The sequence below is a fragment of the Bradyrhizobium sp. genome (assembly GCF_035570375.1).
Classification (GTDB): Bacteria; Pseudomonadota; Alphaproteobacteria; order Rhizobiales; family Xanthobacteraceae; genus Bradyrhizobium.
Genome location: NZ_DATMLW010000250.1, coordinates 1 through 12,817, shown reverse-complemented (window position 1 = coordinate 12,817; position 12,817 = coordinate 1). Strand labels below are relative to the sequence as shown.

Genomic DNA, 12,817 nt, shown 5'->3' with positions numbered 1-12,817 from the left:
TTTACGTTAGAATGGAGTCGCGTGCAAGGCGCGGGGTTATCAGATGGTGACGCGGATCCTGTTCAGCGTGGCGCTGGTCGCCGTTCTCTTCGTCTTCTGGCTGATCATGAGCAAACCGGGTTGCCTCGCCGGCGAAGCCGCATCCCTTGGTCCGCGTCTCGAATGGACGTGCCTGCCCCGATAGGTGGTCAAGGGCGGATCGCCGCGCAACCTTGCGCTGCCTCACTCCCGACCGGCGCCGTCTTTGGGCCTTAAGGCCTTGAAATTGTGAAGTTCGACTTCTCGTCAGGCGGGCCGTCACCATTGTTTCTCGGCTTCGTCCCGAAAATGCGCCAAGCCTTGACATTTTCGGCCACATTCGGGCGAGACGTTAGCCCGATGAAAACCATCACGGTCATCACCATCCTGGCGCTGCTCACGATCTCCGGAGCGGTGATCTCGGACCAGATCCTGACCCGCACGGAGCATCCTGCACAAGCTACCAATTGAAATCGTCTGGGGGGACGACAAACATGCTTTCACTGGATCAGTTTCTGCGTTTCGTCAGCGTCCCGGCCCTGTTCGCGGCCTTGCTGGTCGCCTCCCAGGTTTCCGGCGCCGGGGTCTTCCACTAGTGCGGTGAATTTGAAGTTCCTATCAGTATTGCTGCAATCTCATCACAGGAACTTCAAATTCAAAAACCGCACTAGAAACATTAACTTGCCAGTGCTCCTTCGATTCCGAAGTTCGCATCAGAGGTCGCTGCGAATATTTGCGAACTTCGGAAATCGGAGCACTAGACGCGGCTTCAATCTTCGAGCGAGTGGCACAATCCGGCGGTTCCTGAAAACTGCCGGTCGCAAGGCTGCGTCTGCCCGGCCGTATCGCGGAATTCTTCCTGATTTTTTCCGATGGTTTCTCCTTTATTTACGGGAGGGGCGAAATTCCTTTATCCAAACTGCCCAAAAACTGACGATCAGTCGTTTGCTCAACTTTAGATCGGTGTTGGTAGCGTTCTGCGCTGGATAACGGCAACCCATCTGCGAGATGGTAGTCCATCGAGTGACACCTGGCCTTGCCCCGCCGAATCCGTTCGGCGGGGTTTTGAGTTCATTAAGGAAGAAGGTGCGAGGTCGGCCGCTTCCTGCTGACCGAACGGCGCAAAAGGCGGGCGCCGGGTTGCGTCGAAGTGAATAAGATTGCACGGATGCGGTTTACCCAACCTTAGATCACGACCGGTAGGGTCGGTCACGTTGGACAACTCTTCAAACATTCTCAATAGGAGGCGGATTTGCAGCGTATTTTGATCAAGTTCTTGTCAGACGAATCGGGTGCAACGGCCATCGAATACGGCCTGATTGCCGCCGGTATCTCCCTTGCGATCATCGCGGTCGTGAACGGTCTCGGCACGAACCTCAACACCAAGTTCGATTCGGTCAACACCCAGTTGAAATAACATCCCGTCCCCTTCTTGAGGGGGAATCCAACGTGATGAACCAGGGCGACACTGGCTTAGCCCGCCGGACATGTTCCGGCGGGTTTATTTTTGACGCTGCGGGTCGACCCCAATCGATGCATTGGCATTGTCAACCAGCCACAGCTCAAGCGTCGCCGTAAAAGCGGTCGCGAGCCCGGTACTGAACGGGTAACGGGACATGCAAACCCGACAAGCCAGCACGAGGTCATGGTCAGGGTCGCAGAGCTCGACCATGCCCCGAACAGTCACGCCAGTTCGGTGATTGACAGGAGCAGATCTACGCCGTTTGATCTCGAAGTTTCTGTTTCGGATCAGCACGTCGCTGAAATAAACTCCCGCCCTTGGTGACACAAGGGACGCTGTGTGACACGTGGCAACCACCCCGGCATCGTCCGGCGGGGTTTTGCTTATGAGCCGCGCTGGTTCGGGGGCTATTTCTTCTCGGGCGCATGCGCCGCCGGCTTGACGGGGGCAGCGTCATAGACCAGCCACAACTCGAGCGCGGAAAAGAACGCGACCGTGACGCCGACGCCGATGCTGTAATGCATCGCACGTGTATGGGCAAAGCCCAACAGCCAGGGTGAAACGATCAGCCAGATTCCGAGAAGCAGATTGGCCCATTCCTGCCAGCTGGCGTATGCGAATATCGCCGCCAGTGACATTAGCGCGATCGCCGCGCCGCTTGCCCTGAGGTCGACGACCGCAGTTCCACTGGCGCGCGCGCCAAGAACCACGGCGAAACGAACAGGAATATCGCAAGGAAAAGGTTGTAGAGATCCAGGACGGACTCGTTACGCCATTTGCGCATGCAACACCTCCCGGTGAAAACGGCGAGACGCAGTGTGCTTATCCGGACGAACGAACGAGTTCGAACCGGGTTCCGCAATACCAGAGGCGAACGCGGCTAGACTTTGGAACGATGGTCCGGCTGGGAGGTGGTCCATCCACGATCGTGATCGTGTAAAGGTGGCGCCCTTGGAAACCATGTCGGAAAACCAGAAAGCTTTCGCCGGGCTCTTTCTGCTGATCGTGGCAGTGATGGCGCTGCTGTTCATCGCTGCCGGCACGTTTCGCTATTGGCAGGCCTGGATCTTTCTGGCCTTCTACTTTGTCCCGGCGCTGGCGATCACCCTCTATCTGATGGTGATGGATCCGAAGCTGCTGGCGCGGCGGATGCGGGGAGGACCCACCGCCGAGAGGCTGACGGCGCAGAAGATCATCATGTCGATCGTGTCGGCCGGCTTCATCGCCTTGCTCGCCGTTCCCGCGCTCGATCACCGTTTTGCCTGGTCGCAGATGCCTGCGGCGGTCGCCCTTGCCGGGGATGCACTCATGGCGATCGGCTGGCTTGTGATCTTCGTCGTGTTTCGCGAGAACAGTTTTTCGTCGGCCACCATCGAAATCGCTGATGACCAGAAGGTCGTCTCTACCGGTCCTTATGCTTGGGTGCGCCATCCGATGTATGCCGGCGCGCTCCTCATGTTGCTCGGAATGCCGGTCGCGCTCGGGTCGTGGTGGGGCGTGCTGGTCCTCCTCGCCATGCTGCCCGCGCTGATCTGGCGCGTGTTCGACGAGGAAAAACTCCTGACGGAAAATCTGCCCGGTTATACCGAATACAGGCAAAAGGTGCGCTTTCGTCTGATCCCCGGCGTCTGGTGAAAGGGGTCCTTACGGTCCTTACGCTCCGGCGATCGCGTTTCCAGCGTGATGCCTCGGCGTGAAAACGGACAAACCGGCTTCGCTTGCCCAAAGGCCGGACCGAGCCGGCTGCTTGTGCCCGCCTTCACCCATTTCAGGCCTTGACGGTTGAGGACTTCATCAGTTGAGATGAAGTCATGGTTCGGGGCTCTTCCATCGCGCTTGTTCTGCTGATGGCCGCATCGCCGGCTTCCGGCGAGACGGTAAATTTCGAGACCAGCGCGGCGAAACTGAGCGAAAGCTGCGGCAAGGATATCGACGAAAACTGTTACGGCGTCTCTTTCGATGCGCCTCGGTTGAGGGAGTGCCTGGCCCGGGCCCAGGATTCGGTTTCGCAGCAATGCAGGACCGACTACGTCAAGGTTTTTGACGCGATCCAGAAGCGAGTGGCGGCGCGCGCCGCCGTCTCGAGAACCTGCGAGCGCGACAAGCAGAAATTCTGCGCGGCCGAGGCGCAGGGCGGATTGAGCGACGTCCTCGTCTGCCTGTCGAAGGTTCCGCGTGGGGTCAGCTGGGGCTGCAAGCAGGCCATCAGCGAGGCGGGGTATCGCTGATGCCGGCAAGCGGGAAGGGCAGGGGGCAAATTGCGCTGTTGGCGCTTGGCATGATGTTCGCGACGCCTTACCCCGTGCTGTTCGCAGAACCGGCTGCCACGACCGACGATATGGTGAAAGAGCTTTCCGGCCTGGAAGCGGGCGCGGACATCGACGTTCCCGCCTTGCGTCAGCAGGTGGTCGAGCGCGTCAAGTCGAAGGCGAACCCGGTGGCGCTGAAGCGGCCGCCGGTTGCGCCCCAGCTTGCCAGGCTGCCGCATCTCAACCTCGACATCACGTTCAATCCGGATTCGCCGGTGATCCGGCCGGACTCCTATCGCACGCTGGGGCGCGTTGCGGACGCCCTTGCCGATCCCAGGCTGTCCTCCTTCGGCTTTTTGATCGTCGGCCATACCGATTCGTCCGGAAGACGGGAGGAGAACCTTACGCTGAGCCAAAGACGAGCCGACTCATTCCGCGACGTGCTGGTGACGACGTTCAAGATCTCGTCCAAGCGCATTCAGTCGATCGGGCTGGGCGAAGAGCAGCTTCTGGATGCCGATCGTCCGAAGGCGCCGGTCAACCAGCAGGTCCAGATCGTAACTGTCCGCAAATTGCCTTGATCCCTGATCGGCGCGGCGATTCCGACGCAAAACCGACTTCCACGTCTGCGATCTCGCGGCTAGCGCCGCATAATCCACAACAATCGAAGCGGCGGACGTCGTCGAGTGGAGACAAACCCGCACTTCGCGTTAGATTCCCCTTGAGTCGTCACGGGGGACTCGATGACACACCCTTTACTTCTCAATCCTTTTCATTCGAAGCAGGAATCGGTCGAGAAGGCCGACCCGCAGGCGATGCTGTCGACGCGGTCCACGCCGGTCTGTTCCAACTGCCGCTCCGATGACATCATCTCGCATGCGACCGCGCAGTGGAGCAACGAAAAGCAGGAGTGGGAACTCGCCAACACCTTCGCTCAGCCTGCGCACTGCAACAGTTGCAACGCAACCTGCGAGATCGTCTGGCTGCCGCTGAACTAGTGTGGCGGTTCAGAACTCCGCATCATTGTTGCTGCGCGTCCGTCATGCGGACTTCTGAACCAAAGCCACACTAGAAACAATAACTTGCTAGTGTCCTTTCGATTCCGAAGTTCGCAAACAAGATCACCGCAAAATGATGCGAACTTGGGAATCAGGACACTAGGGCATGGACTCATCAAGACGCAGCCACAGCCTGTGACGCAGGTTGGACACGCCCGATCGTTTACCCGAGAGCCCCCGCGGCTTATTGGCAGCATGGGTTTGATGGCTGCCCATTCGAATTCGGCGAGTTCGAAGCGCATGAACCTCGCTCAATTCCGCCATGAGGTCAGCTTCATATTTCGTCAGCCGTAAACTGGCGGCCGCTTTTTACTCCACGGCTCGGCCCGCTCGATCTGGGCGGCAAGCTGGAGCAGCAAGTGCTCTTCGCCGAAGCGGCCGACAAATTGTACGCCGATTGGCAAGCTCGACTTCGACCAGGCGAGTGGCAGGCTGATCGCCGGCTGGCCGGTCACGTTTTGCCCCCCCGTAAAGGGAACGTAGCCCAGGATCGGTGCAAGACCTTTCATTACATCAGTCTCATCGAGGTCCACCGCACCGATTTCCAGTGGCGGTCGCCCCAGCACAGGCGTGATCCAGGCGTCGTAGGGCTGTTGCCACCTGGCGACTTGTCGCGAGCTAGCCTGCAAGCTCGCCCAGCAAAGTTGGTATTGTGCTGCGGTAATGGTCTTGCCGAATTGATAGAAGCCCCAAGTCAGGCCCTCGAAATCCTCGCGTGCGGGCGTCTTGCCCAACGTTCTCGCAAAAAATTCGACCACCATCGCGAGGCCCGCGGCCCAGATCACGATGAAATTCATGCGGAAATTGGCGGCTTCTTCCGCCGGCTGCTCGGGCCTGCCTTCCTCGACCTCATGCCCAAGTTTCGCGCAAAGCCTTGCCGCGGCTTCGGTCGCCGCCTTGCATTCGGAATCAACTTCGCCATCGAGGGCCCGGGTCGTGAACGCTATGCGGAGCTTTTTGGGCTCCCTTTTCGTGGCTTCAAGATATGAGCCGGGGGAAGGCGGGGCGGCGTAAGGATCGCCGATCTCCGGACCGGCAGTGGCGTCAAGCGCAGCCGCCGTGTCGCGTACGGTGCGGCTCACCACATGCTCGGCAACGAGGCCGCCCATGACGTCACCGATCACGGGGCCTAGCGGATTGCGCCCGCGCGTTGGCTTGAGGCCTACGAGGCCGCAACACGAGGCAGGTATGCGGATCGAACCGCCGCCGTCATTGGCGTGCGCGAGCGGCACAATGCCGGCTGCCACGGCGGCAGCCGATCCGCCGGAGGAGCCGCCGGTCGAATGACTGAGATTCCACGGATTGCGTGCCGGGCCGTAAAGCCTCGGCTCGGTAATTGGCAGGGCGCCGAATTCCGGCACATTGGTTTTGCCCAGCGGAATGAGACCAGCCGTCTGAAAGCGGACTACCAACGTTGAATCGAAAGGCGAAGGTACGGCCGGCACGAAGCGAGAGCCGTCCCGGTTCGGCCAGCCCTTCTTGAATCCGAGGATGTCCTTGAGAAGCATCGGTACGCCTGCGAAAGGACCGGAGAGGTCCGTGTTCGCCATTGCGCTAGCCTCGTCATAGGCCTTAAAGACGACGGCGTTGAGTTGCGGATTATGCCGCTCGATGCGCTCTAACGCAGCCTCGACGAGTTCGGCGGGCTTGATCTCTTTCTTCTTCACGAGCTCGGCAAGTCCGAGGCCGTCATAGTTCGAATATTCAGCAAAACCCATGCTCGCCTCCACGCGCGGAAAAGACGGCATGTAAGGTTATGCTGTTTCGCAATTGGTGCCAATCCCGCTTCTAAGCCGTCGGGATTGCTGAATTGATGGCCCGCCATTCAGCGGTGGCGCTCAAGTTCGGTTGTGGCCGTTCGCGACGTGTTGCGCCGCCACACGATCCCGGTCGCTTGTGAGCAAAGCAGACATGACGCCATCATGTCACGCCACCAATTTTACGGGTACACGGCCCGAGGCGCGAAGGATCGCAATCACCGTTGCCCTCGCGGCGCCCCCTGTGTTCTCATAATTGCCCCAGCGCCGCTGTGCTCCTGCCTCCCTTCCGTCAAACCGGTATAGTCTCGTGCACCAGCCGTCGGAGTAGACGGCTCGGTCGAGACAGCATGCATCACAGCCCAACACCTGCGGAAAATGATTGGATGAGAACGGAAGAGATTTCGTCTGGAGGATTTGCGTATTCAGATGCCAGATTTGATCCTCATTTTGGCAGTCGGCCAATAGAGCGCTCCCCCCGCAGAAAGCAACAGGTAGCGCGGGACGGGCCGTCGATTGGCAGGCGAATGTTCCGCTTCGTTACCAGGTTCACAATTGCGGTTCTCATCGGCGTCGGCGCCACGCTTTCCTGGCAGTCCTATGGTGATGTAGCCGGGGAGATGCTGGCGGCGCGCGCTCCGACGCTGGCCTGGTTAGTGTCCATTTCGACGTCGAAGCCGCCAATCGCGGCTACGACTTCCACCAGCCAGACGCAGCATGAGCCCTTGGCGCCCTACCTCGACGCCGTGCGACTCAGCATAGCCCAACTCGCTGCCATGCAGGACCAAATGGCCCAGAGACTTATTGCACTACAGGCCGTCGAGGAGGATATCAGACAGAAGATATCGCTAATGCCTCCGTTTTCGGCTTCGGCTTCGGCGTCGCAGGCCGCCGTCAGTCCGCAGCAGAAACCGGCGCAACCCAGGGCACCGTCTCCAGCTGTGCAGCCACCATCGGTGCCTCGCCCGCCTTCTGCCGGACCAGTCGTGCTCTCGCGATGATCCCTGGGCTCGCCAGACTCTAGACCAGACCCTGCGCCTGAAGGCTTCTTGCGGCCTCGACGATGGTGTCGCGCACCGGCCGCGTGGTCCAACCGAGCATTCGTCTGGCCTTGTCCGACGAAACCAACCGGCGCTTTCCCAGCTCGAACAGGCGGGAGCGCAGGACCGGATCGAACAGCGCGAAGATGCGAACGATGAAATTTGGAATTGACACCGATGGCACGTTGCGCGCCGCCTCGCCAAGCTCGGCCTTGAGCATCCGCGCGATATCCTTCATCCAGAAGAAGCCGGAAGAGGCAATGAAGCGTTGGCCGCTCACGCCGGGAGCCGTCATCGCCAACAGATGCAATCTTGCGGTGTCGCGCACGTCGACGAGACAGAAGCCGATATGCGGCAACGCCGGCACCGAGCGGTCGAGAAGTTTCCTGATCGCCTCCAGCGAAGGCGAGAAATCCGCCGAAAGCGCCGGCCCCAGGACCAAAGCGGGATTGACGGTGACGAGTTCGAGCGCACCGCCCTCGGTCTTCTGCCAGGTCCACGCCGCGCGCTCGGCGATTGTCTTGGACCGTTCATAGGCGGTGGTGTCCTTCAGATTGGTGGCGTCCGTCCAGTCGCTTTCCGTGAACGGCTCGCTGCGCGCGCCTCGCCCATAGGCGATCGCGGCCACCGAGGAAGTCATCACCACGCGCCTGACGCCGCAATCACGCGCGGCCTTGAGCACCCGAATCGCTCCGTCGCGCGCAGGCCGGACGACCGCTCCGTCATTCTTCGGATTGGTCGAAACCGGGGAGGCGATGTGCAGGACATAGTCGGCGCCGGCAAGCGCTCTCCAGCCGGCGTCGGAGGCAAGATCGGCGGGTGCGAATTCGATGGTGTCGGCGTTCGGCGCGATCTTGCCGATGGCCGCTCGCACCTCGTCAGCACGGGCAGGATCCCTCAGAGTTGCGCGAACGCGCCAGCCATCGCCAAGCAACTCGGCGATGCAATACGCCGCGATGTAACCGGACCCGCCGGTCACGGCGACGAGGCCGCGCCTGTCCGCTGATGTCGTCATGGCATCCGCCAACGATCCTCATCGGGAGGACAGTGACACCGTCTGCGAAATGGAATGGACATCGTCCGTGCAACCGTTTTTCCCGCCCGGCGACAAGCAGCGCTAGTATTGGCTGCGGTCCATGACCGGCGCCGGCTTTTCCAGTTGCGCCTGTTGCGCGAGCCTTGCGGCCTCGCGAGCCTCCTCAATGGCCTGGCGCACCTCCTTGGCGCTGGCGAGTGCCTTGCGAATATTCTTGTCTTCCGACGTGTTGTCGAAGGTAATCAGCCGGTTGCAGTGCTGACAATTGACCTGAAATCCGTTGCGGACCTTCTGCGCGCGCTCGCGGAAAAACTGCGAGCATTTCGTGCATTTGATCTTTATCTTCTCGTCGATCATGAAATGCCCCTGAATTGAAAATGCCACCTAGTGTGGCGGTTCAGAAGTCCGCATCATTGCAGCTCGCGAGTTCGTCATGCGCACTTCTGAACCAAAGCCACACTAGAAAACGATGACTTACTAGTGTCCTTTCGATTCCGAAGTTGGCAAACGAGGCCGCCACAAAATTATGCGAACTTCGGAATCGGGACACTAGCGGAAAAGCGCATTCTGCTTCCGAAGATTTAAGCGCCTGTTGAAGGTTTGCCTAAAAATCTAACAAGACGGTCGGCGACGAAATCGAACTTCCTTCACATGCCGGTAGCGAATCCTTAAGCATGAACTCCTTCCGCTGAAAGCTAGGGTACCTAAAAACCATTTCAACATCATTGGAGCGATAGATTGCCAGCAACATGATGCCTATCCACGGGGGTCAAGGCCCTGATGAATTGCAAGAGCGGCATCGGGACTGGAACATGCACGCACTCGACAACAACCCGGGCGTCCTGCTGGCAGCGCTGGAGCGGGCGAACGAAGCGATCCTGATCGTCGACGACGACCTCCGTGTGAACCACTTCAATGCGGCGGCAGAGCTCATCTGGGGAATAAATCGCGCAGAGGTTCTCGGGCGCCATGCGAGCTGTCTCGGATTGGATGACCTGCACGAGATGCAGGGCACAGCCGCCGGCGCAAATGAATCGGGTGGAGAAAACGCGAAGCCGGCGTGCGACCGCGAGCTGACGATCCGGCGCAAGGATGGCAGCAGGGTTCGCGCCATGCTGTCGCTTGCGCAGATCGAGGCCGCAGGTGAAAGCCGCACCATCGCTTTCGTTCGCGACATTACCGATGAAGCCGAGCTGCGCGAAAGGCTGGCGCTGGTCACTTTGATCGCCGACGGCACCAACCGCGCGGTCCTCATCACCGACCGGAAGCTGAAGATTATCTACGGCAATGCCGCCTTTTCGGGGATGTTCGGCTATTCGCCCGAACAAGCGCGGGGCCGGCAGGCCTATCAGCTGTTGGCCGGCCGGCATACGGGAAAGAGGGCGCTCGCAAGATTGCGCCGCGTGGTGATGGAGGAGGGGCGCGGCGGCGAGGAGGAAATTCTCGGCTACGACAGCAACGGCGACGAGATCTGGATCTCCGCCAATGTGAGGGCGTTCCGCGACCGGAGCGGCCGCATCAAATATGTTTGCGCCATTTTGAGCGACGTCACCGAAACCAGGCAGTTGCGCTCGCTGCAGCAATTGATCCTGAGCGCGCTCGCCGACGAACTTCCGATCACGGCGATCGCCGATCAACTTTGCCGCCGGGTGGAGGAACTCGCGCCCGACGTCGTCGCTTCCGTGCTCCACATCGATGCCGGCGGGCACATTCATCCGCTCGGCGCGCCGAGCCTTCCGGAAGATTATTCGAAAGCGCTCGATGGCGTGGCGATCGGGCCGAATGTCGGCTCCTGCGGGTCCGCAGCCTATTTCGGCAAGCCGATGCTGGCGACCGACATCGACGCCGATCCGCGCTGGCAGCCGTACAAGGCCCGGCCGCTTGAAGTCGGTCTGCGCGCCTGCTGGTCGACGCCGATCAAGGCCAAGGACGGTCGCGTGATCGGCACGTTTGCGTTCTATTTCAGCGAATGCCGGGGCCCAAGCCGCTGGCATCAGCGCATTGTCGAGGCCTGTTTGCATCTTGGTTCGCTCGCAATCGAACGCCAGGAAGCGCGTGCCCAGATCGCGCAGCTTGCCTATTACGACGTGCTCACGGGGCTGCCCAACCGGTCGCATCTGCGCGACCTCATCTCGGAGGCGATCGAGGCATGTGCCGCCGGCAGTCACGTGGCGCTGGCGTTTCTCGATCTCGACAATTTCAAGGACGTCAACGATACGCTCGGCCATTCGGCCGGCGATGAATTGCTGGTCAAGTTCGCCCAGCGTCTGCGCGCAAAGATCCAGCCGGGCGACATCCTGGGGCGCCTGGGCGGCGACGAATTCGTGCTGATCCTGCCGAACCGCGACGCAAACGAGGCTGCGCTGGTGGCCTCAAACATTACGGAATCGCTGGACACGCCGATCAAGATTGCTACCCGCCAGGTACCGATGTCGGCCAGCATCGGCATCAGCATCTATCCGGACAGCGCCACCGACATCGACACGCTGATACAGCAGGCCGACGCAGCGATGTACCAGGCCAAGCGCGCGGGCCGCTCAACCTATCGCCTGTTCAGCGCGGAGATGAGAGGGCTCGCCAAGGAACGGCTGGTGTTGAGCGGGGCACTGCGCAGCGCGATTGCGAGCGGTGGCCTGCACCTGCGTTACCAGCCGCAAATCCGCACCGCCGATGGCGCGATCCATGGCGTCGAGGCGCTGGCGCGCTGGAACGACCCCGTGCTCGGCGAGGTTTCTCCGGCAAAATTCATTCCGCTTGCCGAAGAGAACGGATTGATCGAGCAGATCGGCCTGTGGTCGATACGCGAGGCATGCCGGCAAATGGCGGAATGGCGCGAATCGGGGCTCGATATCCCCTGTGTCTCGGTCAATCTCTCGCCGATCAATTTCCAGAACGGAAATCTGGCGGCGGCGGTCGCCGAGATGCTCACCGATCATGGACTGCCGCCGGAAATGCTGATGCTCGAGATCACCGAGGGCGTCGTCCTCAACGAGCGCGCGGTAGCGATCGAAACCATGAATGCCCTGCGCAAGCTCGGCGTCGGGCTGTCGCTCGACGATTTCGGCACCGGCTATTCGAGTTTGAGCCGGCTTGCGCAATTGCCGATCCGCGAACTCAAGATCGACCGCAGCTTCATGCGCGATATCGAGAGCGATCGCGGCGCGCGGGCGATCGTGACCACGGTGGTGAGCGCCGGCCAGAGCCTGCAGCTGATCGTCGTCGCCGAGGGCGTCGAAACCGACGGCCAGCGCGCACTTCTCACCCAACTCGGATGCGATGTCGTCCAGGGATTCCTCTATGCGCCGGCGCTGGCGCCGGCCGCGTTCGGACGCTGGCTGCTCGACCACAGCGCGGCTCGGGCGAAAATGCTGCTTGAGGATATCGGTCAGTGCCTGAGGCCACCGTCTCCGTCTCCCATCGCCTCGGGGGCCGGGCTCGCATAGCTTCCTGCCGAAACGTACCGAAAGCGGCATGCAAAGTAGTCGAGCGTCCTTCCTGGCACCCGCATGGGCGCAAGCAGGAGACGCGCTCTTTGAAAACTGATAACGCCGCAATTGGCCGCAAATGGCTTTGCGCAATGGTGCGCCGTGCAAAGCAACCCGGCCGCAAGTTTGATCATGTGCCAACACTTGAAGGCTTTAAGGACATCGGCAAATCAACTGCGGTGTCGAGTGGTCCTGGCGATGCCTACTATTCCGACGCCAGCATTCTCGACGCCAAGGACAAAGAGCAGCAATAACTCACTAAAGGCATTTGGGGTTATGAGATCGGCGAACTCACTGTCATTCGCAGGGCTGAAGTGGAAAAGGTGAAACAGTTCATCACTCGGCTCAATGACCGTGCAAGGCCCGCATACGCACGCTACGTCGTAGACCCCGTGCCAAATCCGAGTGTGTAGCTCCCAATGGCATTACGTTAAAGTCAAAGTCTTGAGGAGCAAACGCTGCGTCGAGTAAGCCTCTTGCCCGCGCGAACGAGCTGATCGAACAGGACGGACTTGCTGCGATGCATGAGTCCGGAATTGGCCCCTCGCGTCATTTCGCTACGATGCAGAACTCGGTCGCTTCTCTAATCGGCCGTTTGAGGTCAAGCACTTTCAGACTATCCGCCACTGCAATGTCGATGTCGCTCACGGGCTCGCGCTTCTCTTCGGAATCGGCACCAGGGCCCTTCCATCATGGGATCCGAGGACGAGGT

General features: G+C 60.3%; 12 protein-coding genes and 1 pseudogene. 9 read left to right on the top strand and 4 right to left on the bottom strand.

The features are described 5' to 3' along the window. Window positions 1–43: 43 nt before the first annotated feature. Both VNX23_RS27345 and VNX23_RS27340 read left to right on the top strand, forming a co-directional pair. Window positions 44–184 carry a hypothetical protein gene (locus VNX23_RS27345; protein ID WP_325634687.1) on the top strand — a complete coding sequence of 47 codons (141 nt, stop codon included), beginning with the start codon at window positions 44–46 and terminating at the stop codon, window positions 182–184. 1,086 nt (window positions 185–1,270) lie between these two features. Beyond that, the gene (locus tag VNX23_RS27340) at window positions 1,271–1,435 is read left to right on the top strand and encodes a Flp family type IVb pilin (protein ID WP_325634686.1); all 165 of its coding nucleotides are present in this window, start codon (window positions 1,271–1,273) and stop codon (window positions 1,433–1,435) included. Between the two features lie 452 nt (window positions 1,436–1,887). Here VNX23_RS27340 and VNX23_RS27335 read toward each other — a convergent pair whose 3' ends face one another. Further along, window positions 1,888–2,190 carry an SPW repeat protein gene (locus tag VNX23_RS27335; RefSeq protein ID WP_325634685.1) on the bottom strand — a complete coding sequence of 101 codons (303 nt, stop codon included), beginning with the start codon at window positions 2,188–2,190 and terminating at the stop codon, window positions 1,888–1,890. 232 nt (window positions 2,191–2,422) lie between these two features. On the opposite strand from VNX23_RS27335, the gene VNX23_RS27330 reads away from it, so the two are divergent. The 4 genes from VNX23_RS27330 to VNX23_RS27315 all read left to right on the top strand — a co-directional run bounded on the left by VNX23_RS27330 (window position 2,423) and on the right by VNX23_RS27315 (window position 4,727). Further along, entirely contained in the window at window positions 2,423–3,115 is a 693-nt protein-coding gene (locus tag VNX23_RS27330) for an isoprenylcysteine carboxylmethyltransferase family protein (RefSeq protein WP_325634684.1), read from the top strand. Between the two features lie 176 nt (window positions 3,116–3,291). After that, complete coding sequence (locus tag VNX23_RS27325) at window positions 3,292–3,708, top strand: hypothetical protein (RefSeq protein WP_325634683.1); 417 nt, start codon at window positions 3,292–3,294, stop codon at window positions 3,706–3,708. Next, window positions 3,708–4,310 (top strand): OmpA family protein, encoded by a 603-nt coding sequence (locus VNX23_RS27320; protein ID WP_325634682.1) that lies wholly within the window; start codon window positions 3,708–3,710, stop codon window positions 4,308–4,310. The genes VNX23_RS27325 and VNX23_RS27320 overlap by 1 nt, the downstream gene beginning before the upstream one ends. A 162-nt stretch (window positions 4,311–4,472) precedes the next feature. Then, the gene (locus VNX23_RS27315) at window positions 4,473–4,727 is read left to right on the top strand and encodes a hypothetical protein (protein WP_325634681.1); all 255 of its coding nucleotides are present in this window, start codon (window positions 4,473–4,475) and stop codon (window positions 4,725–4,727) included. 344 nt (window positions 4,728–5,071) lie between these two features. Here VNX23_RS27315 and VNX23_RS27305 read toward each other — a convergent pair whose 3' ends face one another. After that, window positions 5,072–6,505, bottom strand: a complete 1,434-nt coding sequence (locus VNX23_RS27305) for an amidase (protein WP_325634680.1) — start codon at window positions 6,503–6,505, stop codon at window positions 5,072–5,074. A 566-nt stretch (window positions 6,506–7,071) separates the two neighbouring features. Here VNX23_RS27305 and VNX23_RS27300 point away from each other — a divergent pair. Next, window positions 7,072–7,545, top strand: a complete 474-nt coding sequence (locus VNX23_RS27300; protein ID WP_325634679.1) for a hypothetical protein — start codon at window positions 7,072–7,074, stop codon at window positions 7,543–7,545. A gap of 19 nt (window positions 7,546–7,564) precedes the next feature. Here VNX23_RS27300 and VNX23_RS27295 read toward each other — a convergent pair whose 3' ends face one another. Continuing rightward, the gene (locus tag VNX23_RS27295) at window positions 7,565–8,599 is read right to left on the bottom strand and encodes an aldehyde reductase (RefSeq protein ID WP_325634678.1); all 1,035 of its coding nucleotides are present in this window, start codon (window positions 8,597–8,599) and stop codon (window positions 7,565–7,567) included. Window positions 8,600–8,701: 102 nt separating this feature from the next. Next, window positions 8,702–8,977: a hypothetical protein gene (locus VNX23_RS27290; protein WP_325634677.1), complete on the bottom strand. Its 276-nt coding sequence runs from the start codon at window positions 8,975–8,977 to the stop codon at window positions 8,702–8,704. Between the two features lie 455 nt (window positions 8,978–9,432). Between VNX23_RS27290 and VNX23_RS27285 the strand changes: the two genes are divergently transcribed. Together VNX23_RS27285 and VNX23_RS27280 are read left to right on the top strand one after the other, a co-directional pair. Continuing rightward, window positions 9,433–12,063 carry an EAL domain-containing protein gene (locus VNX23_RS27285; protein WP_325634676.1) on the top strand — a complete coding sequence of 877 codons (2,631 nt, stop codon included), beginning with the start codon at window positions 9,433–9,435 and terminating at the stop codon, window positions 12,061–12,063. Further along, window positions 12,009–12,518, top strand: a pseudogene (locus tag VNX23_RS27280) (VapE domain-containing protein). Before VNX23_RS27285 ends, VNX23_RS27280 begins: the two are co-directional and overlap by 55 nt. The last annotated feature ends 299 nt before the right edge of the window (window positions 12,519–12,817 follow it).

What these genes read in the sequence shown, in the direction of transcription:
- VNX23_RS27345 (WP_325634687.1), top strand. Translation starts at nt 44, where the DNA reads ATGGTGACGCGGATCCTGTTCAGCGTGGCGCTGGTCGCCGTTCTCTTC.
- VNX23_RS27325 (WP_325634683.1), top strand. Translation starts at nt 3,292, where the DNA reads ATGGTTCGGGGCTCTTCCATCGCGCTTGTTCTGCTGATGGCCGCATCG.
- VNX23_RS27320 (WP_325634682.1), top strand. Translation starts at nt 3,708, where the DNA reads ATGCCGGCAAGCGGGAAGGGCAGGGGGCAAATTGCGCTGTTGGCGCTT.
- VNX23_RS27315 (WP_325634681.1), top strand. Translation starts at nt 4,473, where the DNA reads ATGACACACCCTTTACTTCTCAATCCTTTTCATTCGAAGCAGGAATCG.
- VNX23_RS27305 (WP_325634680.1), bottom strand. Translation starts at nt 6,505, where the DNA reads ATGGGTTTTGCTGAATATTCGAACTATGACGGCCTCGGACTTGCCGAG.
- VNX23_RS27300 (WP_325634679.1), top strand. Translation starts at nt 7,072, where the DNA reads ATGTTCCGCTTCGTTACCAGGTTCACAATTGCGGTTCTCATCGGCGTC.
- VNX23_RS27295 (WP_325634678.1), bottom strand. Translation starts at nt 8,599, where the DNA reads ATGACGACATCAGCGGACAGGCGCGGCCTCGTCGCCGTGACCGGCGGG.
- VNX23_RS27290 (WP_325634677.1), bottom strand. Translation starts at nt 8,977, where the DNA reads ATGATCGACGAGAAGATAAAGATCAAATGCACGAAATGCTCGCAGTTT.
- VNX23_RS27285 (WP_325634676.1), top strand. Translation starts at nt 9,433, where the DNA reads ATGCACGCACTCGACAACAACCCGGGCGTCCTGCTGGCAGCGCTGGAG.